Annotated in this window: 22 protein-coding genes; 12 read left to right on the top strand and 10 right to left on the bottom strand. The window is 53.8% G+C overall.

What is annotated here, in order from left to right; genetic code table 11:
• The first annotated feature begins 158 nt into the window (after positions 1-158).
• Positions 159-1,067 (top strand): hypothetical protein, encoded by a 909-nt coding sequence (locus HUF18_RS08910; protein WP_225691930.1) that lies wholly within the window; start codon positions 159-161, stop codon positions 1,065-1,067.
• Positions 1,068-1,612: 545 nt separating this feature from the next.
• Here the strand turns inward: HUF18_RS08910 and HUF18_RS08905 are convergent.
• Together HUF18_RS08905 and HUF18_RS08900 are read right to left on the bottom strand one after the other, a co-directional pair.
• Positions 1,613-2,053 carry an acetyltransferase gene (locus tag HUF18_RS08905; protein ID WP_225691929.1) on the bottom strand — a complete coding sequence of 147 codons (441 nt, stop codon included), beginning with the start codon at positions 2,051-2,053 and terminating at the stop codon, positions 1,613-1,615.
• A gap of 6 nt (positions 2,054-2,059) precedes the next feature.
• Positions 2,060-2,707 (bottom strand): L,D-transpeptidase family protein, encoded by a 648-nt coding sequence (locus tag HUF18_RS08900; protein ID WP_225691928.1) that lies wholly within the window; start codon positions 2,705-2,707, stop codon positions 2,060-2,062.
• A gap of 191 nt (positions 2,708-2,898) precedes the next feature.
• Here HUF18_RS08900 and HUF18_RS08895 point away from each other — a divergent pair, with 191 nt between their 5' ends.
• The 4 genes from HUF18_RS08895 to HUF18_RS08880 are packed head-to-tail and all read left to right on the top strand — an operon-like array spanning position 2,899 to position 6,770.
• Positions 2,899-3,669: a TetR/AcrR family transcriptional regulator gene (locus HUF18_RS08895; protein ID WP_225691927.1), complete on the top strand. Its 771-nt coding sequence runs from the start codon at positions 2,899-2,901 to the stop codon at positions 3,667-3,669.
• The gene (locus tag HUF18_RS08890) at positions 3,666-4,637 is read left to right on the top strand and encodes an HlyD family secretion protein (protein WP_225691926.1); all 972 of its coding nucleotides are present in this window, start codon (positions 3,666-3,668) and stop codon (positions 4,635-4,637) included. Before HUF18_RS08895 ends, HUF18_RS08890 begins: the two co-directional genes overlap by 4 nt.
• Complete coding sequence (locus HUF18_RS08885) at positions 4,634-5,602, top strand: ABC transporter ATP-binding protein (protein WP_225691925.1); 969 nt, start codon at positions 4,634-4,636, stop codon at positions 5,600-5,602. Before HUF18_RS08890 ends, HUF18_RS08885 begins: the two co-directional genes overlap by 4 nt.
• On the top strand, positions 5,595-6,770 hold the full coding sequence (locus tag HUF18_RS08880; RefSeq protein ID WP_225691924.1) for an ABC transporter permease: 1,176 nt from the start codon (positions 5,595-5,597) through the stop codon (positions 6,768-6,770). The genes HUF18_RS08885 and HUF18_RS08880 overlap by 8 nt, the downstream gene beginning before the upstream one ends.
• Positions 6,771-6,782: 12 nt before the next feature.
• Here HUF18_RS08880 and HUF18_RS08875 read toward each other — a convergent pair whose 3' ends face one another.
• The 4 genes from HUF18_RS08875 to HUF18_RS08860 form a co-directional block, all read right to left on the bottom strand.
• Complete coding sequence (locus HUF18_RS08875) at positions 6,783-7,478, bottom strand: MgtC/SapB family protein (RefSeq protein ID WP_225691923.1); 696 nt, start codon at positions 7,476-7,478, stop codon at positions 6,783-6,785.
• A gap of 220 nt (positions 7,479-7,698) precedes the next feature.
• Positions 7,699-8,058 carry a hypothetical protein gene (locus tag HUF18_RS08870; RefSeq protein ID WP_225691922.1) on the bottom strand — a complete coding sequence of 120 codons (360 nt, stop codon included), beginning with the start codon at positions 8,056-8,058 and terminating at the stop codon, positions 7,699-7,701.
• Positions 8,059-8,108: 50 nt separating this feature from the next.
• On the bottom strand, positions 8,109-8,702 hold the full coding sequence (locus HUF18_RS08865) for a DNA-3-methyladenine glycosylase I (protein WP_225691921.1): 594 nt from the start codon (positions 8,700-8,702) through the stop codon (positions 8,109-8,111).
• The gene (locus HUF18_RS08860) at positions 8,695-9,357 is read right to left on the bottom strand and encodes a DUF938 domain-containing protein (protein ID WP_222428549.1); all 663 of its coding nucleotides are present in this window, start codon (positions 9,355-9,357) and stop codon (positions 8,695-8,697) included. The genes HUF18_RS08865 and HUF18_RS08860 overlap by 8 nt, the downstream gene beginning before the upstream one ends.
• A 225-nt stretch (positions 9,358-9,582) precedes the next feature.
• Between HUF18_RS08860 and HUF18_RS08855 the strand changes: the two genes are divergently transcribed.
• The 3 genes from HUF18_RS08855 to HUF18_RS08845 all read left to right on the top strand — a co-directional run bounded on the left by HUF18_RS08855 (position 9,583) and on the right by HUF18_RS08845 (position 13,038).
• Positions 9,583-11,316, top strand: coding sequence for a proline--tRNA ligase (locus HUF18_RS08855; protein WP_225691920.1), 1,734 nt, complete (start codon positions 9,583-9,585; stop codon positions 11,314-11,316).
• A gap of 96 nt (positions 11,317-11,412) precedes the next feature.
• Positions 11,413-11,961, top strand: coding sequence for a lytic transglycosylase domain-containing protein (locus HUF18_RS08850; protein ID WP_225692020.1), 549 nt, complete (start codon positions 11,413-11,415; stop codon positions 11,959-11,961).
• 51 nt (positions 11,962-12,012) lie between these two features.
• Positions 12,013-13,038, top strand: a complete 1,026-nt coding sequence (locus tag HUF18_RS08845) for a hypothetical protein (protein WP_225691919.1) — start codon at positions 12,013-12,015, stop codon at positions 13,036-13,038.
• Between the two features lie 74 nt (positions 13,039-13,112).
• Here HUF18_RS08845 and HUF18_RS08840 read toward each other — a convergent pair whose 3' ends face one another.
• The 3 genes from HUF18_RS08840 to HUF18_RS08830 are packed head-to-tail and all read right to left on the bottom strand — an operon-like array spanning position 13,113 to position 15,303.
• Positions 13,113-14,048 carry a TlpA family protein disulfide reductase gene (locus tag HUF18_RS08840; RefSeq protein WP_225691918.1) on the bottom strand — a complete coding sequence of 312 codons (936 nt, stop codon included), beginning with the start codon at positions 14,046-14,048 and terminating at the stop codon, positions 13,113-13,115.
• Positions 14,045-14,575 (bottom strand): TlpA family protein disulfide reductase, encoded by a 531-nt coding sequence (locus HUF18_RS08835; protein ID WP_225691917.1) that lies wholly within the window; start codon positions 14,573-14,575, stop codon positions 14,045-14,047. Before HUF18_RS08835 ends, HUF18_RS08840 begins: the two co-directional genes overlap by 4 nt.
• A 32-nt stretch (positions 14,576-14,607) precedes the next feature.
• Positions 14,608-15,303, bottom strand: a complete 696-nt coding sequence (locus HUF18_RS08830) for a cytochrome c biogenesis protein CcdA (protein WP_225691916.1) — start codon at positions 15,301-15,303, stop codon at positions 14,608-14,610.
• A 215-nt stretch (positions 15,304-15,518) separates the two neighbouring features.
• On the opposite strand from HUF18_RS08830, the gene HUF18_RS08825 reads away from it, so the two are divergent.
• Complete coding sequence (locus HUF18_RS08825) at positions 15,519-17,867, top strand: winged helix-turn-helix domain-containing protein (protein WP_225691915.1); 2,349 nt, start codon at positions 15,519-15,521, stop codon at positions 17,865-17,867.
• Positions 17,868-17,869: 2 nt separating this feature from the next.
• On the opposite strand, the gene chrA is transcribed toward HUF18_RS08825, so the two are convergent.
• A complete protein-coding gene (gene chrA, locus HUF18_RS08820) occupies positions 17,870-19,063 on the bottom strand; it encodes a chromate efflux transporter (protein ID WP_225691914.1) in 1,194 nt (397 codons plus the stop codon).
• Between the two features lie 460 nt (positions 19,064-19,523).
• Between chrA and HUF18_RS08815 the strand changes: the two genes are divergently transcribed.
• The 3 genes from HUF18_RS08815 to HUF18_RS08805 all read left to right on the top strand — a co-directional run bounded on the left by HUF18_RS08815 (position 19,524) and on the right by HUF18_RS08805 (position 22,489).
• A complete protein-coding gene (locus tag HUF18_RS08815; protein WP_145468978.1) occupies positions 19,524-20,597 on the top strand; it encodes a TRAP transporter substrate-binding protein in 1,074 nt (357 codons plus the stop codon).
• A gap of 72 nt (positions 20,598-20,669) precedes the next feature.
• Complete coding sequence (locus HUF18_RS08810; protein WP_145468979.1) at positions 20,670-21,200, top strand: TRAP transporter small permease subunit; 531 nt, start codon at positions 20,670-20,672, stop codon at positions 21,198-21,200.
• Positions 21,197-22,489 (top strand): TRAP transporter large permease, encoded by a 1,293-nt coding sequence (locus HUF18_RS08805; protein ID WP_145468980.1) that lies wholly within the window; start codon positions 21,197-21,199, stop codon positions 22,487-22,489. The genes HUF18_RS08810 and HUF18_RS08805 overlap by 4 nt, the downstream gene beginning before the upstream one ends.
• Positions 22,490-22,610 lie beyond the last annotated feature (121 nt).

The raw sequence follows: 22,610 nt of genomic DNA, 5'->3' as shown, positions 1-22,610 counted from the left end.
TTTTGAAGTACTCCTGAGGAACCCTCTGCTCAGCCCTGCCAGTCATAAGAAAACTGTCCTTCCTGCCGCGTTCTCCCGCCCCTCCTTATTATGTTCCCTATTCATAACCCCATTGGCGGACGTTATACTGGCGGGCCAAGTCATCACCGAGCCGGAATATGGACGTTACACCCGATATCAGGACATCACTGGAAGATACCCTGCAACGCTGGAGCAACACGCTGCTGAGCCGCAACAATACCCCATCAACATTCAGCAACAGCGCTGGCTGGCGGCAGCATTTCTTTGTCTTTGACGCCATTGATATCGAGCATGCAGTGATTACCTTCGATGAGCATGAGCAGGCTTTTATTGCCAGTTACTGTTTCAACCAGGAACATTTTATATCCGATGCTTTTCCCACCGAGGCAGAAGCACTCGCCAGCAAGAGTTTTTCCCTGCGTAACAGCAATCTGCATCAGCATCAGGCGATTTACCTTGATCAGCAGTGGCAGGTACTGAACAGAGCCTGCGACAGCAGCACCTTCCCTGATGACGCCCCGAGTGCCTGTGACCGCTTTGTCCAGCGCGCTGGCAATAAAGTATGTGTCAACGATTACGACTGTCGTGAGACCAATAATATTGCTCTTTCTCTGGGCAATAAAGCCTATGTACAACCGTCTGATTGCAGCATCACCACCGAATCACTGCCCGCGCGCTCGTCACCCGCCATCAAAGGCGAGATGGCCTTTGTGATCTGTGATCTGCCCGATGACGATGGCAAAAATGTTGAAATACAATTCCGCCTGACTTTCGATTTTAAAACCAAAGGCAAATCCTATCGTGCGCACAGCATTGTCCGTTTTTACGAAACGGAGAATATCGGCTGGTATGAAATTCCGGCAAAAGACCAGCTTAAAGCACAGATACATCTCTTGCTGAAAAGCGCCATCCTGCACAACAAAACAGAGCTGGAGAGAAAATTTGGCGGCATTTTCAGAGAGGGACCAGCCTTTCCCACGGACGACGAGAACATTGCATTGTTAGCGGAGGATATGTGGAGCAGGATTATGATTGACTATATATGACGGTTTATTTTGCCATTCAGATCCGGCGCTTACCGGGCAGTAACGTGACAGATGAGTACAGGTTTACCTTTATCATCTACTGATATTCACCCCGTACGCCGCAACGCTTTTTCAATTAATTCCGCCTCCCGGTATTTACCCATCGCCCTGAGCTCGCGGGCAAAAACAGGCCATGGAGGAAAATGAGCCACAAATGGATTCGGGTCCGCACCTGTGTACATTCCCCCGCCCGGACCGGTATAGAGGCCACCGCCCGGGCCAGTGTATAAACCACCGCCAGGCCCCGTATATAAACCGCCCCCGGGGCCAGCATAAGCACCACCACCAGGCCCGATATACAATCCACCACCAGGGCCTTTATAAGCTCCGCCACCCGGTCCGCGGTACAGGCCGCCGCCTGGACCGACAGATGCACCTCCTCCGGGACTGCGATACATGCCTCCGCCGGGGCCGGAATACGCACCACCACCGGCGCCGGTATAAAGATTACGAACCCACATGACCGGTTCACTCATAGCAATGTCCTTATCTTATGTTTCCGTCCGTTAAACGGCTGTCAGCTCCATATGCAACAGAGGATAAGGCTTGCCCTGTCCGTCCTGCGGCGAGCGTCCGATAACCGAAAAACCCAGATGCTGATAAAATCCCAGCGCCTGCTCATTCTGTTCGTTCACATCCACTCTGGTAGCCTGCTGACAATTGATGACATAACAGGTAAGCAGCTTCCCCACGCCCAGCCCCCTGGATTCTGGTGCAATAAACAGCATTTCAATATTGCCCTCACTGACGCCGATAAATCCCAGAATCTGAGCATCAGTATCTTTTGCCACCGTCAATTCAACCGCAGCAAAATACTGCTCCAGAATCAGTGGTTTTAACTCAACCAGGTCCTGCTCGGCTAAAAAATTATGCGTTGCCCGCACCGATGCTTCCCATAGTTCTATCAGTCGCGGATAGTCCGCCTGAGTTGCCCGTTCTGTATACACAATGATTTACCACTCAATCCGTATTGTTGTTCCGATGCTGACAAGATTCATAAATTCATCCATTTCTGCATCGGTAAGTGCGATACAGCCGTTTGTCCAGTTGAAATACTGCACAAGCAGTGCAAGCCATCCCAGTCCGTTACGCTGACCGTGCACCATGATAAAACCACCCGGAGCGATACCTTTTTTCTCAGCTTCAGCAACATCTGCGGCGTTCGGATAGCTAATGTGCATAGCCCGATAATAAGCAGAATCTTCTTTTTTATAATCGAGCGTGTAATCACCCTCAGGGGTTCTTTCATCACCTTCCTGCTGCTTATGACCTTGCGGGTTTGCTCCCAGAGCCACACGGTATTCTTTAACGATTTTACCGCCCGACAGCAGATACATTTTCCTTTCCGACTTGTCGACCTTAACAAGGTCAACGGTTTGCAAACCAGTCGTTAGCAAATCAGCTCCGACATCAACAGACGGCATTGCAAGCAGACAACAGAAAAGACCACCACTCGCACTTTTAAACAAAAATCTACGTGAGAATTTGATGGCTGAATACGCCCGTAAAATTATCTGTCGCACCGTAAAGGCCCCAATCCTGTTATTGCATCCACGCTCAGATAAACCGTTCAGACGGCTATCAGCGCAATCAATCTGCAACCTATATCCCTGTTATGTTGGCAGCCAGTCTGTATTGCGCTGAGTACTTAGTCAATAAACCACAAACCAACAACAACGCTTGGGTAAGCACCCTTAATTCATCAACCGCCGCTATCCGCAGAATTATTCCGCTGCCAATATTCATGCCTCTGCCCTAGGATATTCATCAAGTGATGAAACAGGCGATCAGCATGGAACAGCCCCCTTCAGAGAACACCCACAGCAAAGGTCCGGATGCAGCACCCAAGGCTGCAACAGCCGATGCAAAAAAAACACGCCGTGGCCGCCCGCTGGGCGATTCCGATGCCCGCGAGGCTTTACTGGAAACCGCCCGTGAACTCTTTGCCAACCGCCCCTACCGCACCGTGACCCTGCGCGAAGTCGCCCGTTATGCCGGAGTCGATGCCGCACTGGTGCGTTACTACTTTGGCGGCAAGGCCGGCCTGTTTGAGGCGATGATGCGCGAAACCCTGGCACCGGTGCTGGATGCCCTGCGTAAGGCCGGAGCTGGCACGGCGACAGCAGGCCAGCTCCCTGCAGCGCAACAGCAGGCCGAGCACCTGATGCAGACCTATTACCGGATTATGGGGCGCCATCCGCATCTGCCGCGGCTGGTGTTCCGCATTCTGAACGAAGGCGATGATCTGGAGCCTTTTGCCATTTTAAGCCGCGTCTTCGCCGATGTTGTCCAGGCGTCCGACAGCTGGCTGAAACAGGCCCTGCTGCTGCCCGGTCAGTTTGATCAGAGTGTTAATCCACAGTTTGCGCGGCTGTCGTTTATCAGCCTGATGGTATTTCCGCTGGTCGCGCCCCCTTTAATTTTGCGCCGCCTGGGCATCAGCATTAATCCCGACACTCTGGCAGCACTGGCCGGTCATAACAGCCGCCTGTTCAGCCAGGGCGTATTCACACCGCCAGAATCCGCTACCGATCAGAACACCAGCGGGGAGAACCTGAAATGAAAACGCTATGGCTTACCCCCTTTTACCTGTTGCTGTGCGCCTGCGGCAGCGACGATTCATCCGTTGCCCTGGGCACGCTGGAACGCGACCGTATCAGCCTGAGCGCCCCGGTCAGCGAAGTCATCCGCACCCTGAATGTGACTGAAGGTCAGAGCGTTCAGCCCGGCGATATCCTGCTGACCCTCGACAACACACTGGCAGAAAGCCGTCTGCAGCAGCGTCAGGCCGAACTCGACAGTGCCCGCGCCACGCTGGATGAATTGCTGGCTGGTGCCCGCCGCGAAGAACGCGCCGCCGCCGCAGCAGCAGCTGAAGCCGCTCGCGCCAGTCTGACCGAAGCCAGCCAGCGCCTGAGCCGTAATCGCACCCTGTTTAAACAACAGATGATTGGTCAGGCCGAACTCGACAATGCCATCGCCCAGCACGATGCCGCCGCTGCCCGCCTCGATCAGGCCGAAGAACAACTGCGTCAGTTAACCAACGGTACCCGGCCGGAAAAAATCCGTCAGGCCCAGGCCGCACTCAGAGCCGCCGAAGCCCGTCTGGCCGCTGAACAGAAGAATCTGGATGACTTAACCCTGCGTGCACCGCTGGCAGCACGCATTGATCTGATTGCTGCCGAAGCCGGCTCTCGGGTGAATGCCGGTACGCCCCTGCTGACCTTACTGGCCGATGCCGAACCCTATGTGCGGGTGTATGTACCGCAAAGCAAGATCGCCGCGCTGAGTGTTGGCACAGAGGTCGAGGTGCGGGTCGAAGGCCTGCCGCAAACACTGCATGGCCGGGTGCGGAATGTCCGTGCGCAGCCCGCCTATACCCCGTATTTCGCCCTGAATGAACGCGACCGCGCACGACTGATGCACCTGACGGAAATCGTACTGAACGATATGCCTGCCGGGCTCGCCAGCGGTCTGGCGGTTGAGGTTTTACTGCCAGACGACGCTTCAGCACAGGGAAGCAAACCATGAGCGATCTGGCGATTAACGTACAGAAAATGACCCGCTGCTTTGGTAACAATATCGCGGTCGATCATCTCGACCTGCAGATTCCGCGCGGGACTATTTATGGTTTTCTCGGCCCCAACGGCTGCGGTAAATCCACCTCGATCCGCATGCTGACCGGCCTGCTGACACCCACTTCCGGCGAGCTGGAAGTCCTGGGCCAGCGCCTGCCGGAAGAAGCCGAAGCCCTGCGCCTGCGCATTGGCTATATGACGCAGAAGTTTTCGCTGTACGACAACCTCAGCATCCGCGAGAACCTCAGTTTTGTTGCGCAGATTTATGGCCTTAACAGCCGTCAGAGCCGTGAGCGGGTCAACGAATTACTCGCCCTGTATGCACTGGATAAGCGCCAGACGCAGCTGGCCGGCTCACTCAGTGGCGGTCAGAAACAACGGCTGGCACTGGCTGCCGCCACCCTGCATCACCCGGATCTGCTGTTTCTGGATGAACCAACCTCGGCGGTCGATCCGGAAAACCGCCGTGAATTCTGGGAACGGTTGTTCGACCTGTGTAATGCCGGTACCACCATTCTGGTCTCCACCCACTATATGGATGAGGCCGAACGCTGCCATGCGCTGGCCATTCTGGAAAACGGTGTTAAACGCGCCGACGGATCACCGGCTGAATTAATGGCCACCATGGGCGCGCATGTGCTGGAAGTGGAAGGCAACGATCTGCGCACCCTGAAAAGCCAGCTGGTGCAATGCCCGCAGGTACTGTCAGCCGCGCAGCTGGGCACCCGTTTGCGGGTACTGGTACGCGATCAGACCGAACAACCACAGCAGTGGCTGCAGGCTCAGGTCAATGGCCGCCGCATCGAAGCGGTACGCCCCAGTCTGGAAGATGTGTTTGTTGCCTGCACCGGTCAACACCCGGCGGCCCCCGCATCCGTCATCAGTCCGGCTGCTGAGCAGGGAGAACGCCATGCCTGAGCTGCGTATACAACACAATCCGCTGCTGGCCACCTGGCGCCGTGTAGCCGCCATTGTTGTTAAGGAAATCCGCCAGCTGGCGCGCGACCGCATGACCTTTGGCATGATTGTGATGATTCCACTGGTACAGCTGCTGCTGTTTGGCTACGCCATCAACACCGATGTGCGCCATATACCGGCCGGACTGGTCGACCTGAGTCAGTCGTCTTACAGCCGCGAACTCATTGCCATTACCGAGGCCTGTCAGACCGTCGACTTTGTGCGGGTCTACGCCTCAGCTCAGGAGGCAGAACAGGCCATTGTCCGCGGTGATGTTAAAGCCGTGCTTTACCTGCCCGCCGATCTCGGTCAGCGCCTGAGTGTGCACCCGGCGTTTAACCGCGACAGCGGCCGCAGTAACAGCCAAACCCTGCAGCCTGTTGGCCAGTGGCTGGTTGATGGCGGCGATACCGTCATTGCCGCCAGCATCCGCAGCCTGCGTCAGCTGCCGCTGGATACTCTGGCCGGGCGGGCATTAAAAGATAACGTCCCCACCTTTGAAGTGGTGCAGTTTTTTAATCCACAGCAGCGCAGCGTAGTTAATATTGTGCCCGGTCTGCTGGCCATTATTCTGACCATGACCATGATTATGTTTACCTCCGCCGCTATCGTGCGTGAGCGTGAACAGGGCAATATGGAATTTCTGATCGCCACGCCGGTAAAACCGATGGAATTAATGATCGGTAAAATCGTGCCTTATGTACTGGTTGGTTTAATTCAGGTCGGCATTATCTTAGGCATCGGACACCTGCTTTTTTCGGTGCCGGTTCGGGGTGGATTACTGACCTTACTGGTGGCTGCACTGCTGTTTATTTTCGCCAGTCTGACTCTGGGACTGGTTATTTCAACCATTGCCAAAACCCAGCTGCAGGCGATGCAGATGACGGTATTTATTTTAATGCCATCGATTTTATTATCGGGCTTTATGTTCCCCTACGAGGCCATGCCGCAGCCGGCACAGATTATTTCCGAAGCACTGCCGGCCACGCATTTTATGCGCATGGTACGGGGAATTGTCTTACGCGATGCCCTGCTCTGGGATTTACAGCGCGATGCCCTGTGGCTCGCAGCTTTCACCCTGGGCGGTTTGGTATTTGCAGCATTACGCTTTAAAAAGCGGCTCGACTGATGGCGCTGAATGTCAATCACCGGTTGGCGTAATACGAAACTGCTGAATCGAATCCAGTGTTTCCAGTGTGGTGAATAAGCGGCCGACACTACTGCGGTCTGAGGTACGCAACACCATACCGTGGCGCCGCATCTGTTCTTCACCATCCAGCCGGTAGCTGAAATTGGCAATGCTGAAGCCATGTTCTTTCAGCAGCGCACGCAATGTTGCTTCCGTCATATCCGATGTACGCGCGACCTTAACATCAAAATGATAATAGGCCTGACTGGGCATAAAGGCTTCCAGCCAGCGGAATAATGACAGCGTACCCAGCGTAAGAACGATGGAGATAAGCATCGGTACATAAAAACCGATACCGGCAAGAATGCCGATGGTCGCGGTAATCCAGATAGACGCCGCCGTGGTTAAACCACGTACCGAAATACCATCTTTCATAATCACACCGGCACCTAAAAAACCAATGCCGGTCATAATGCCCTGCGCCATACGGGTAGGATCAAGACGGATTAAATCAACCGACGTGCGCAGCCAGTGTGCTTCATAAACGGTGACCAGCATCAGCATACAGGACGCCAGACTGACCAGACCATGAGTACGGAAGCCCGCCGGCCGGCCGCTGTAAGAACGTTCGTAACCAATCAGAACACCCGCCGCCAGAGCCGTCAGTAAGCGCACCAGCATTTCGGTTTCATCACTGCTGAGTATCAAAGGTCTGCTCCTTTACCCATCTGAAAAATACAACCTGTTATAAAAACTGGTTCATATCAGCCGGTTCGTCAAACCGCCGAGCACTGATACGCGCGGGTGCTGACAGAAAAAGAAGACAGATAACACAGGGATGATCGTGGCGCCTGAGCGCTATTTACAGGCGCGATGTATGAGCACTATTTATGGGCTCCGTTTATGAGCACTGCGAATAAACGGCAGATTAAGGGCAGACTTTCTGAACAACCGCTTCAGCGAGGGGCGCAATAATATATTCCTGCGCCTCACCGGCGCTGATATCCATACTTTCAAACACCAGCCCCGGCCCGCTGACGTCCACCGTTGCGGCGTGACAGTCGACCGTCACAGGAACCGACAATTCGCCGGATTTACCGCTGCGCTGCAGCCTCAGCCCTTCCGGCCGGGCGATATCGCCGTGCAGATACCATTCATCAAAATACGGGCCGCCGACTTCGTCCAGATACACAAATATAGTATCGTCAGCGCTGCTTTTTTCCTGAGCAAAACCAAACGGAGTAAGAGCCATCAGCAATGCGGCGGCCACGGATCTGCAGACGATCATCAGAGCATAATTCCTTTTAAATTGAATACAAAAATACAGCATAACCCGCTTCAGCGCTGGTTATCCGGATGACAGGGACAATCGGTCATATGGTCGTTCACCAGCCCCATGCTTTGCATAAAGGCATAACAGATGGTCGGGCCAACAAAGGTAAAACCTGCCTTTTTCAGTGCTTTACTCATGGCTTTGGCGGCAGTCGTCTCGGCCGGAACCTCTTTCATACTGGCAAAACGGTTAATCACAGGCTCGCCGCCAACAAAACTCCAGAGCAATTCAACAAAATCGGTACCCTGTTTTTCCAGCGCCAGCAAGGCCAGAGCATTTTTGCGGATGCCATACAGTTTTAAGCGGTTACGGATCAGTCCGGTATCGGTCAGTAATGTCTCAATCTGTTCATCCGTCATGCGGGCGATTTTTTGCGGATTAAAGCCGTAAAAACATTGGCGGTAATGGTCGCGCTTACGCAAGACGGTAATCCAGCTTAAACCCGCCTGCTGACCTTCAAGGCAGAGTTTTTCAAACAGTTTCTGCCGGTCGTAATTAGGGATGCCCCATTCGTTGTTGTGATATTCAAGATAATCATCCCCTTTCGCCCAGGCGCAGGGAGTGAGTGCTTTTGCAGCAGAAGACGATGTATCAGACATATTTTTGCAGCACCAGCAGACGGTTATTGGCGGGCATGGCGATATCTTTCAGCAGACGCAGTTTTTCTTTACGCGCCGCCAGCACGATTTGTTCAAAGTCTTTAATGCCCGAGTCCGGATCACGCTCACGCAGCCACTGATCCAGAAGGCGGTTACCGTCACTGGTAAACTGACCGCCGTAATTAAACGGGCCGTAAAAAAATGCCAGACCGGTATGCTTCAGCACCCGGCCGATACCCGCCATCATGGCACGTACTTTAGGCCAGCCGATAAAATGCACCACGTTGGCACTGAATACCGCATCCACCTGTTTAACCGGCCACAGGTCCTGTGCCACATCCAGCACCAGAGGCGGCAGAAAATTACTGTTCTGCGCGCGTTCGCGCCAGGCATTGATACCGGCAATACGGTCGGCAAGCTCAGACGGTTGCCATTTAATACCCGGCAAACGGCGGCTGATAAAGGCAGCATGCTGACCGGTACCGCTGCCAATCTCCAACACAACAGAGTGCGGTGGCAGCTCCCGTTCCAGCATATCGGCAATGGGTTGTTGATTACGCAGGCAGGCTTCAGATACCGGTGCTTCAGCAGAAGCTGTAACCTGCTTTGCCTGCATATTGTGCGCCGCACTGTGCAAATCGTCGGCCTCCGCCATGACATCACCTTTTACACGGACGAATGGACCGCGAGTATGTCATAGCTGAGTGACTGCACAAGAGCCCTGCGGTGAATTTTATATGTCAGCCCGGCAACGAGCAGACGGCTGTCGGGGTAGCACATTGCAAAAGCCGGCCAAATGGTAAATTGCCGCCGGAGCGCGCAAGCGATAAAATCGCGGCAATCTCCTCCTATTCACTCATGTGGAATCCAGACAAAGCTTATGCGCGCCACCGAATTTCTGATTGCAACCGAAAAAGAAACCCCGGCCGATGCCGTTGTCGTCAGCCATCAGCTGATGATGCGCTCCGGCATGATCCGCAAACTGGCCGCCGGCCTGTACACCTGGATGCCGCTTGGTCTGCGCACCCTACGCAAGGTCGAAGCCATTGTGCGTGAAGAAATGAACCGCGCCGGCGCTCAGGAAGTGCTGATGCCCGCGGTACAGCCAGCTGAGCTGTGGGAAGAAACCGGGCGCTGGTTCCAGTACGGCGGCGAACTGCTGCGCGTAAAAGACCGCCACAACCGTGACTTCTGCATCGGCCCGACCCACGAAGAAGTGATCACCGATCTGGCCCGTAACCAGCTGTCGAGCTACAAGCAGCTGCCGGTTAACCTGTACCAGATTCAGACCAAATTCCGCGACGAGACCCGTCCGCGTTTTGGTGTGATGCGCGCGCGTGAATTCATCATGAAGGATGCTTATTCCTTCCATGCCGACGAAGCCAGTCTGCAGATTACCTACGACAAAATGCACGAAGCCTACTCGCGCATCTTTACCCGTCTGGGTCTGGATTTCCGTCCGGTTCTGGCCGATACCGGCTCAATCGGCGGTGCGTCTTCACACGAATTCCACGTACTGGCTTCTTCCGGTGAAGACGATATTGCCTTCTCCAATGAGAGCGATTACGCCGCCAACGTCGAACTGGCCGAAGCCGTAGCACCGGCGGGTGAGCGTCCGGCGGCCACGGCTGCGCTGACCAGCGTTACCACGCCGGCGATGACCAGCATCGAAGACGTTGCCAGCTTCCTCAAAGCCAGCCCGGCTCAGGTGCTGAAAGCCATCGTTGTACGTGGTGAACACACCGAAGAAAACGCGCTGGGCGAACCGGCTCCTGTGGTGCTGTTCCTGCGTGGCGACCACGAGCTGAACGAAATCAAAGCCGAGAAGATTGCCGGTGTCGCAGCACCACTGCAGTTTGCTTCTGAAGCTGAAATCGCAGCCATTGGCGGCGTCAGTGGTTTTGTCGGCCCGCAGGGCATCCAAGCCAAGTGCTATGTTGACCGTTCTGCGGCGCACATGGCCGACTTTATCTGTGGCGCCAATGCCGCTGACACCCACCTGACCGGCTTTAACTGGGAACGTGACTGCGAGCTGCCGGAAGTCCGTGATCTGCGTAACGTGGTTGCCGGCGACCCAAGCCCATGCGGCAAAGGCACACTGGAAATCAAACGCGGTATCGAAGTGGGCCATATTTTCCAGCTCGGCACCAAGTACTCCGAAGCCATGAAAGCCAAAGTGCTGGATGAGAACGGTAAAGACCGTACGCTGGTGATGGGTTGTTACGGCATCGGTGTCAGCCGTGTTGTTGCTTCAGCGATCGAACAGAACCACGACGACAAAGGCATTATCTGGCCGGATGCAATTGCACCGTTCAACATCGGTATTGTGCCTATGGCTTACCAGAAATCCGAAGCCGTCACCAAGACCACCGATGAGCTGTACGCTCAGCTGACCGCCGCGGGCTTCGACGTGTATCTGGACGACCGCGACAAGAAAACCAGCCCTGGGGTTAAATTCGCCGATATGGAACTGATGGGCCTGCCACATCGTATCGTGATCAGCGACCGTGGTCTGGAAGCCGGTAATGTGGAATACAAAGCGCGCCGCCATGGCGAAGCTCAGGATATCCCACTGGCCGACATCCTTGATTTTCTTAAGCAGCAGATTGGTTAAATGCTGACCTCTGTGCAGACTCCGAACCGGGACTTCACAGCTGAAACCAGTGGACGCCTTGTGCGTTCGCTGGTTTTTTTCGCTCTGCTGGCTCTGATGTTGATCAGCCTGCCCTCCTATAGTGCTACGCAGAGCTCTGCACAAAGTATTGATCCGGAACTGCGCAACGCATTAAAAGATGCGGTTAACAGCAGCGAATCCTTTGAAGATAAATACGATGCTCAGGTCTGGCTGGTCGATATGTCGGCACGCCTTAAACGCTATATCAAAAACGATAAACAACGGCTGGAATTACTCAGCCTGATTCATAAAGAAGCCAGCCGGGCCGGTTTATCACCGGAACTGGTGTTATCGGTCATTCAGGTCGAAAGCGCCTTTGACCGTTTTGCCCTGTCTTACGTCGGCGCCCAGGGGTATATGCAGGTGATGCCATTCTGGAAAAAAGAAATCGGCCGCACCGACGACAACCTGATGCACCCTGCCACCAACCTGCGTTACGGCTGTACCATCCTCAAACATTATCTCGATAAAGAAAAAGGCGACTGGATTCGTGCGTTAGCACGCTACAACGGCAGCCTTGGCCGCACAAAATACCCGGAAAAAGTTATGCTGACCTGGGAACGGCACTGGTTTGTGAATTATTAATGCAGCACTAACGGCAAGACAGCTATAAACGTTTAAATGTTAAGGAACAACATGACTCACCGTATTATCCTGTTACTGCTCACTTCCCTTACCGCTATTCTGACGGCCTGTGGTGGCGGTGATGACACTAAAGATAAAGAAGTTGATATTAATCAGATTGAATTTCCGCAATCCCTGCCTGCCGTTAACCCTGCATTAGCAACCGATACGCCAAATGGTATCTGGATGGTGGTTTCTGACTCTGAGTTTAAACAAGGGGAAAAAGACTTCAGAACCACCTACCGTACCGATAAACGCCAGTTTATCGTTATTGAGCATACGCCAGAAGACCATATTCTATGGATACAAATGTGCAATATGACATGGTATGAAGAACCTTATGGCAACAGCCAGCGAAAAGACTTCGACTTATCCAAACGGCGCCAGACAATAAAGTGGATTACGCCGGATAATACCCTGACCACCACTTACGACTTTTATTTTAGTCAGAATTTCAACCACTTTTACGGTGAACTCAGCTACTGGAATAAAGCCTACTACAGCCAATTCAACGCTGTGAGCCCCAGTAAAGAAGAACATTTCTATGCAGTTAAAATATCAGACTCCACCGAGCTGCATACAGCCCCCGAATTGTCACTGGTCGTTAACAGCGACGCTCCCGAAGGCCCCGTATACACCAGCCCTGGAGTTACTCCTCGCTGTATCAGTGTAGAGAACAGCACCCTGACAGCAGATAATGGTTATCCTCTTCTGTGGAATGAAACGTTGGTTAATTTCTTCTTAGAAGCAAGAATAGCTTTAATTGCAAATGAAATTTATATTGAAGATGACGATGGAAAACGACATTTAGGCGCTTTTTATCATGGTAATTATGAATACCAGACCAGCGGTGATTTTGAATGTTTTGCCTCTGAAGATTGCAGTGGTCAGGAACAACTCAGCACCAGCATTTATCAGAATGATAGAAACGGAATCAGCTATGCTGTTGATATTACGATTCCCGATTATCATGAAAAAGGCTCAGAGCTGATCCTTCAGCCTCAGATAGCGTTAACCCTGAAAAATCCACAGCAATAACCTTAAAAATACAAACATCGGTGTCAAAGAAAATTCTGACGCATAAAAAAGCCCGCGATTGCGGGCTTTTTATGTTAGTGAATCTGATCCCCCCTGTTTTTCAGAACACCACCGATACCGATATCAACCTGATAAGGTGTTGCATGTATGCCAAAGGCATCAAAGACTTTATGCCCGTGATCAAACATTAACGGCAGCGTCAGTTTAAAACGCTGACGGAAAGGTTCTACCGCCTCAGCATTAACATAGTAAGAATTAACAACACCTAACCACTGGCGCTCCGGTGTACTTGCTACCAGCTGATTCAGCTGCGCGATTTTATCTTCGCAGCCGGGAAAATGTGGCATAGGACACAGGGTATCGAGAAAAACCAGGCTTAGCGGTTTTTCTGCTGTCAGCATTTTAAGACTCTGCTCTTTGCCCCCGGTATTGAGCAACATGATATCGCCCATATCAGCACCGGCCTGCGGCTTTTTCTGCTGTACCGGCTGTTGTTTTTTTCTCTGCTGAGGGCCGGCGCTAACAACCGCATTGTCAGCCTCGTTATCAGAAGCCTTGTCAGCCGCAACAGCTTCCATTTTTTCTGTTACCGTCAGACCCAGATAACGTCGCAGTTCATCCGTACTGCCGGAAAACACGCGCTGCTCGCCCTGATAAAGCACATGATAAGGCGATTCCCATACGCCCTCGCTGCGCATCAGGCGGAATTCCTTGTCCAGCACCAGCGGCTGCAATTGCGGATAGTAGCCCGAAAATTCCTCCAGCTGCGCGGTGGTAACATTTAACTGCGGCTGAATCCAGATTTGCTGGCTTTGCTGACGGAAACTGGCAGGCAGGCGTTCCAGCAATTGTTCATCGCCCCGGCCATCATAAACAGCCCAGATATCGGTAAACACCAGATGGCGGATTTTTTCGTTTTCAATGACCACCGGTTCACCCCGAAAATCGGTGAATTCAGCCTGCACCGCCACCGGTGCCAGTAATAATAAAGACATCAGTCCTGCTTTCATTGTTTGTCCTCCTGCTGGCTCCAATCAGCCACTATATTTTCCAGCTGATCGGTCAGTAAAAACGTGCGGTAAGCCACGCGCCCATCCCGGTCGATTAGAATATGCGTTGGCGTACCCACCACCCCATAAGCGGCGGTCAGCGCTCCGTTCTGATCAAAGGTGGTCGGCATGCTGTAGCCCCCGGCTTTAAACAGCTGCTGAATATTGGCTACCGAATCGTTAATACCAACATTCACACTCAGTACCTGAACAGGCTCTCCCGGCTGCTCATAAACGGACTGCAGGTACGGCATTTCTGCTTTGCAGTAGCTGCACCAGGTTGCCCAGAATTTCAGATACACCGGCTTCTTGCCGATCAGCTCGCTCAGTTGCAGCGTTTTGCCATCCAGTGTCTGCACACTGAAATCCGGCGCCGGATCGCCAACCGCCAGTGGTGGTTTCGCCTGCGTCAGAGAGGGAGCCAGAATCAGCGTCAGGCCCAGCAGCAAAGCCGCCGGTCTGAGCACAGGTTTAAGTGGTTTACACATTGCGTTCTCCTTATTGATTAAAAACAGAAACTTCAGAACGGTTGCAGCGCCTGCCAGCTGAACCACACAGCAGCCAGTAACATCAGGCCGGCCAGCAGACGCTGGCTGAGCAGCAACCAGCGCCCGGATTTCGGCAGTCGTGCCAGCATGCCGCTGAAAGTGCCAGCAGCCAGCAGCAACGCACTCATGCCGAGGGCAAACACAAACATCAGTAACAGCGCCCAGGGCACGCTGCCCTGTCCGGCCACATACATCAGCAACATGCCGAATACCGGCGATGTACAGGGAGCCAGCACCAAGCCCGATACCGCACCACTGAGCATGACGCGCATAAAGGGAGGCATTCGCCCAGCGGCAGGCACGTCTGGCAGCTGCAAGGCCGGCATTCTCAGCCAGCCCAGCATCCAGGCACTGAACAGCAGACACATAAACGCCACCAGCAACAGCGTGACAGGATGGCTGGCGACCGAGCCAAACAGCTGGCCACTGCTGGCCGCAAAAACGCCCAGAATGGCGTAGGTCAGTGACAGCCCCAGAACATAGAAAAGCGACAAGACAAAGGCCTGACGGCGGTCAGTACTGTGACTGCCGACCACCGCCACCGTAATCGGCAGCATGGGATACACGCAGGGAGTAAGACTGGTCAGCAAGCCGGTCGCAAATACAGCCAGAGGCACCCAGACTGACCATTGCCCATCAAACAGGGCGGTTTGAATAAAACTGTCCATAACGGACTCCGTCGTTGGTAATAACGGCATTGATAGCAGGAAGCGCCGCTTAGGTTATGTAAACGGGCTAAAATCCTCTTAAAATCCTTATAAAATTTATACTTTCCTTTATATTTCAATAACTTATAGAAATCACCAAAGAACGGCACGGTTGCCGGGGAAGCCGGCACTACCTAGAATGGGCGCCTTACCTCAGGCAGCAAACGGCCCAACGGATGACCAGGCAGTACCGATTTGACGCATTTACCTTTGACCCCGAGCGCGGCAGTCTTCACAGCGATCAGGGCGAACACACCGTGCTGCGCCACAAGGTTGCCAACCTGCTGCACTATCTGTTGCAACATGCCGACCGGGTAGTCAGTAAAGAGGAACTGCTGGCCGAACTGTGGACCCACGGCGACTACCGCGAGAACGCCCTCACCCAGAGTATTCGTGAACTGCGGCTGGCACTGGGCGACAACGCCCAATCACCGCGTTATATCCGCACCTTCAATCAGCGTGGTTATCAGTTTATTGGCCGCCTGACAGCCGCCGGGACAAGCAGCGAAAGTGAACCATCGCCCGGCCAGTCAATGGCACGCCAGACATGGCATCCGGCTCTGTTACTCACATTAGTGCTGGGCGGCGCACTGGCCCTGTTAGTGAGCGCACTGCTGCTCTGGCGTCCGGCCAGCACTCAGATCTCCCCTTCCGACAGCACGTCATCCCTGCTGGTTCTGCCTTTTATTAATGCCACCGGTGAAAGCCAGATGACCTGGCTTGAGCTGGGGCTGGCGGACATGATTGCCATTGACCTGAAACGCCAACAAAAACTGAGCGTTACCCCCCCGGCTCAGGCGCAGTCATTACTGCTCGATTCAGGCCTGCCCTGGCCAACTCTGCCGGTGCATATCCGCACCCTGCTCAATGACCAGCAGCAGGACGCCGCGCTGTTTGCCAGCGTACGTCTGCATAACCAGCAACAGGTGCTGGATTTTCAGCTGATTTATCGTGATGGCCGTATCCAGCAAGGGGCTATCAGCTACCCATCGCTGCCGGCCGAGTCGCTTGCCATCAGTCAGCAACTGCTGGCCTTACTGCGTCCGCAGCACGCTGAAAAACACCCGGCAGCCGCAACCGACCCGATTGCTGCCCAGGCACTGGCGCAGGGGATGCAGGCCCTGCGTCAGCAAGGTGCCGTTCGTGCACGGCCCTATTTCCAGGCATCCCTGACCATTGAGCCAGACAGCCACTGGGCCAGAGCCTGGCTGGTACGCGCCCTGCTCAATCTTGGTGAATGGCAACAGGCCGAACAGCAACTGGCCGCCATTCCCGCCAGCGAACTGGACAATGACCTCAGCCTGAAAACCTTTGCCCTGCACAGTCGTGCACAGCTGGCCTTATGGCGCGGCGACAACGGCAGCAGCCTGCTCGCTGATCAGGCACTGAATCTGGCGCAACAAACCTCCGACCCGGAGCTGATCACTCAGAGCCTGCAGCTCAAGGCACAACAAGCCTGGGATGCAATGGACTGGCAGGAGCATCAACGCTTACTGCAACAGGCCAGTCTGCGGACAGAACAATCCGCCGATATACAACTGCGCGCAGATCAGTTGTTTTATCTCGGCAACCCCAGCAACAGTGGTCTGGAAAAGTCGCCTCTGAACGATCTGGACAGCAATCGCCTGCGTCTGGAGAAAGCGCTTAATTTTTACCGCCAGCTGAATAATCAGCCACAGATCGCCGCCACCGAGCTGGCAATTGCGCAGAATTACCGTTTCCCGCTGCATGAGCGCAGCACTGCACTGGCAGCAGCCATTGCTGCCTATCGCACGTTAAAGCAACCCTATGATCTGGCTCAGGCGCTGATTTATGGCGGCTTTTTTCAATTGCAGTTACACCGGGGGGATCTGGCGCAGGACTACTTTCAGGAAGCCGCCGGCATCGCCCGCCAGCTGGGAGCCACTCCGCTGATCAGCCTGAGTGAACTCTATCTGGGCTTTGCCAGTCTGGATCAGGGACTCGACCAGAGCAGCCTTGGCCGTCATGGCCAGAACAGCGAATACCTGCACAAGGCACTGCAGCAATTTCAGAGTTTTATCGATACAGCGCCGACCAAACTCTATCTCGCCCATGCGCGCTTCTTCCGCGGCTGGGCACTGGCCGATCTGGCGCGCAGCGCGCCGGAAAAACAGCGCAGCCGCTATTTCTCTCAGGCGCTGGATGAGCTGCAGCAGGCTCAGACGCATTATCAGACCCTACAAATGCCCACCAGCATCGGCTACAGCAACTATTCAATTCTGTGGATTTATCTGCAGCAGCAACAGTATGACAAAGCACTGCTGGCCGCCCGCTCTCCCGACACCCGGCTGCAGGCCAGATATCTGGCCCGGGCACACTACGAGCAGCAGCGGCCTGAGCAGGCGCAACAGGTGCTGGAAGAGTTCCGTAAACGCTGGCCGCAGCTCTGGCAGGAAGACGATACGCAGCGCTTACGTCTGTATCAGCAAGGGGACTATCAGTTGCTGCCGCCGGAGCCCCTGCCGCATCTGGTGTACTGTGAATCAGACTGGCTGGAGGGCTGACATCAGGGCGCCAGCAAACCAAACCCCAGTGCCAGCGGAATTAATCCGATTACATTGAGTGCTTTCCGCCGCAGGGCAATAAAACCTACCGCAGCAAAAACAATATCGGCGCCACTCAGCAGGCTTGAGCTGGCGACCGGTGTGACCAATATCGCCAGTAACAGTCCGACAACCGCAGCATTAACGCCCATTAAAGCGTGCTTTAAACCGGGTTTAACCAGCCACTGCGACCATAACGGCTGCACCGCCGTTAACAGGATAAAACCCGGTAAAAATACCCCCAGCGTTGCCAGTAAAGCGCCGGTCACCCGAGCCTCTGGCAATAATTCAGCACCTAAAAACGTGGCGAAGGTAAACATCGGGCCCGGCACCAGCTGTGCAGCGCCATAACCGGTAAGCAGGGTTTCGGCAGTCAGCTGCCCGGCAAACTGCTGCTGTACCAGGGGTAACACCACATGGCCACCACCAAACACCAGACTGCCGGTCTGATAAAAAGCGGCGAACATTCCCATAGCGTCTGCAGTACCGTTCAGGCCGGACAGATGGCTGAGTAAATACAGACCGGCCCATAGCATCAGTCCGATAATCAGTGCCAGACGCTTGGCCGGATACAACTGAAACGGCTGCGCCTGTTGCTCTGCCTGCCCGGCAGAATCTGCCAGTCTGGTGCCCTGCCAGCGCGCATATATCCAGCCGCCGAACGCTGCCAGAATCAGCAACAGCCAAACCGGCAGCGGCGTCAGCCAGAGCACAACGGCAGTAAGCAACATCAATACCCGGCTGAAAGCGCTGCTGCAGAAGCTCTTCGCCATGCTCAGTGTGGCATCGGCCACAACAATCACGGCCAGCAATTTCAGGCCGTGAATCAGCGCCGGAAACCAGTGATAAGTCAGCAAGGTATGAAGACCGCCGGTCAGCGCCAGCATCAGTAAGAAAGACGGCAGGGTAAAGGCAATAAACGCGCTGATACCACCTGCCACTCCGGCCCGTTGCACGCCAATTGCAAAGCCGACCTGACTGGACGCCGGCCCGGGCAGAAACTGCGCCAGCGCCACCAGCTGAGCGTAATGCTCTGCACTCAGCCACTGCAGGCGCTGGACAAAGACACGCTGAAAATACCCCAGATGAGCCGCTGGCCCGCCAAAACTGATGCAACCCAGCCACAGGAACTGGCGGAATATATGCCATAAGCGCACAGCCAATGGCTCTGTTTTCTTTGCCGGCCTGTCAGGCCGTACTGGCATTGTCATCGCTATCCGCCGCGCATATTGATCGTGGCTGTGCAATGTACATAAAACCCGGAAAAACGTGAAATCAGAAGATGATGCAGGCCCGAACCGGCTTCATCAGGGCCTTACACGACCAAAGTCTAGCGCTCGCTGGAATATTGGTCATACCAATATTTTCACCCTGTTTTTCAAGCCTGATATCAGCAATGACAAGGGCTGCGGGCCTTTTTCCTTTTCGGCCTCCGGTCTGACACCTCACAGCATACTGGTAAAACTACTTACGTGTTGTTGCCAGAACTACTTACAAAACCGCAGTCCTGCGGATAGTCATCAACAGCCATGACTTGCACACTCGAAAAGTCAGGGTGTGCTGTGCCTATTCTCGGGTACGCACAATCAATCTGAAACACTAAAAAGGATAATAACCATGATCCGCCTATCCCGCTTTAAACAGGTACTGGTAGCCGCTGCGTGCAGTCTGGCTATGTTCGGTACTGCTCAGGCAGACGAGAAAGTATACCGTCTGAAACTGGCCGAAAGCTGGCCGACGAACTTCCCCGTTTTTGGTGACGCACCGCGTAATATGGCTGCGATGGCTGAGAAAATGTCGAATGGCCGTCTGCAGATCACCATCGACTCCGCCAACAAGCACAAGTCAGCCTTTGGCGTGTTCGATATGGTACGTGCCGGTCAGTACGATATGGGCCACTCAGCGTCTTATTACTGGAAAGGCAAAGTACCGAATACGCTGTATTTCACCACCATGCCATTCGGAATGACCGCCCCTGAGCAATACGCCTGGTTCTACTACGGCGGCGGCATGGAGCTGATGGAAAAAGTGTACGGTGAGTTCAATATCCTGAGCTTCCCGGGCGGCAACACCGGTAACCAGATGGGTGGTTGGTTCCAGAAAGAAATCAACAGCCTGGAAGACCTGAAAGGCCTGAAAATGCGTATTCCGGGCTTTGCCGGTGAGGTTCTGGCCAAACTGGGCGCCAGCCCGACCAATATCCCGCCAGGCGAGCTGTACACTGCCCTTGAGCGCCGCACCATCGATGCACTGGAATGGGTTGGTCCGTCGCTGGATCTGCGCATGGGTTTCCACAAGATCGCCCCTTACTACTACACCGGCTGGCATGAGCCTGCAACCGAACTGCAGTTCATGATCAACAAGCGTTCATGGGACCGTCTGCCTGCGGATCTGCAGGAAGTCCTGCGCGTCGCGATGCGTACCGCAGCCTACGATATGTACATTCAGTCTTACCACGAATCCGCTGAAAACATGGCCGTGCTGGATAAAGACTATCCTAAAGTTCAGATCCGTACTTTCCCGGCTGACGTAATGAAAGCTCTGCATAAAGCCAACAACGAATTACTGGCAGAAAGTGCGGCAAAAGATCCACTGGCCAAAGAAATTCTCGATTCGCAGGCAACTTATCTGAAGAAAGCCCGCCGCTGGACCGATATTTCTGACAAAGCTTACCTGAACAGCGCCGACTGATCAGGACCCAATAACAACGACAGACGCCCCGCCGGGCTTACCCAGTCCGGCGGGGGCAAACGGGAGTGCATTATGCTGATTAAGGCAGAACGGGCCATTAATCGCTTTTCCGATTTTCTCGGCACAGTCGCCGCTGTGCTTTTTATTCTGATGCTGATGAACGTGTTTATTGACGTTGTCATGCGTTACGCCCTGAACGAAGTTTCCATCGCGATGCAGGAAATGGAATGGCATCTGTTTGCTGCCATGTTCATGCTGGGTGTTCCTTACACGCTGCGGGCCGGTGGCCATGTGCGCGTGGATCTGGTGTATGAAAATTTATCCATCCGCCGCAAAGCCATTATTGATATTGCCGGCGGCCTGCTGTTACTGATCCCGTTTTGCCTGCTGGTCGGCTGGTACGGTATCGATTTTGCGCATGAAGCCTGGAGCCTGGGCGAAACCTCCGGCGATCCCGGCGGCCTGAGCAATCGCTGGATTATTAAAGCCGTTATTCCATTTGCATTTTTTGCGACGGCCATATCCGGTATTGCAATGATTCTGAACAGCGTAATTGCCCTGAAAGATGAGCATGAAACCAAAATCGACCGGGGGCTTTTATGATCGGTATTATTATGTTTTTCGTCGCCCTGCTGATGCTGATCTTCGGCTTCCCGGTGGCGTTTACTTTTGGCGGTGTCGCCCTTATTTTTGGCGTATTTGCTGAAGGTCCGGACATTTTCGCTTTTATGCCTTTCCGCGTACAAAGCATTATGGAAAACGTCACCTTGATGGCAGTACCACTGTTTATCTTTATGGGTATTGTGCTGCAACGTACCAGACTGGCAGAACAACTGCTGGAAGCCATGGGTAAACTCTTTGGTGGTGTGCGTGGTGGCCTGGCTATTTCCACGGTTCTTGTGGGAGCTTTATTAGCCGCCTCTACCGGCGTTGTTGGCGCATCGGTTGTTGCGATGGGATTAATCTCCCTGCCGGTTATGCTGAAGTATAATTATGACAAGTCTCTGGCCTGCGGAACTATCTGCGCCTCCGGAACCCTGGGGCAGATTATTCCACCATCCATTATTCTGATTATTCTCGGTGATGTATTAGGTATTCCCGTTGGCGACTTATTCCAGGCAGCATTAGCGCCCGGTCTGGTGCTGATTGGCTGCTACGTGGTGTATATCCTGATCTACACCTGGATTAAACCAGAAGCTGCACCTGCCCTGCCGATGGACGACGATTTAACCCATCGTCATGAGCAATATATCCGCGCATTAAAGGCGATTATTCCTCCGCTGGCGCTGATTCTTGTTGTTCTCGGTTCCATTTTTGCCGGTATTGCCACCCCGACAGAATCGTCGGCACTGGGTGGTGTTGGCGCCCTGCTTCTGGCGGCGATTTACGGCCAGTTTAACTGGAAAATGGTGTACGAGGCCTCACAGGAAACGGTAAAAATCTCTGCGATGGTTTTCGCCATTCTGCTTGGTGCAACGGCCTTCTCCATGGCGTTCAGTTACACCGGTGGCGATTATATTGTTGAGGAACTGCTGTCTGACATGCCAGGTGGTGCGATGGGCTTCCTGATTCTGTCGATGGTTGCCATTATGATTCTGGGCTTCTTTATCGACTTCGTGGAAATCAGTTTTATCATCGTACCGATTCTGGCACCGGTTGCTAACGCACTGGGCATTGCTCCGGTCTGGTTCGCCATTCTGATTGCCATGAACCTGCAGACGTCTTTCCTGACACCGCCTTTTGGTTTCAGTCTGTTCTATTTAAAAGGGGTCGCACCCGCCGGTGTCCGCACCATGGATATTTATCGCGGCGTTGTACCTTTTATTTTAATGCAGGTCGGCGTGGTAATTACCATTCTGCTGTTCCCTGAATGGTATGGCCTGCTTGACTGACAGGAGTCCTGTTCTGTGGCCGGAAAGCATCAGGCATCCGGCTACAGAATATGTTATTTATCCATTACCGCTGCTCTCTTTGCTGACAATAATAATGACAATAAAGTACTTATGAATACCC

Origin of the sequence: Thalassolituus sp. ST750PaO-4 (genome assembly GCF_020320405.1) — a bacterium.
Classification (GTDB): Bacteria; Pseudomonadota; Gammaproteobacteria; order Pseudomonadales; family Oceanobacteraceae; genus Venatoribacter; species Venatoribacter alkanivorans.
This window is presented reverse-complemented; position numbering and strand designations above follow the sequence as displayed.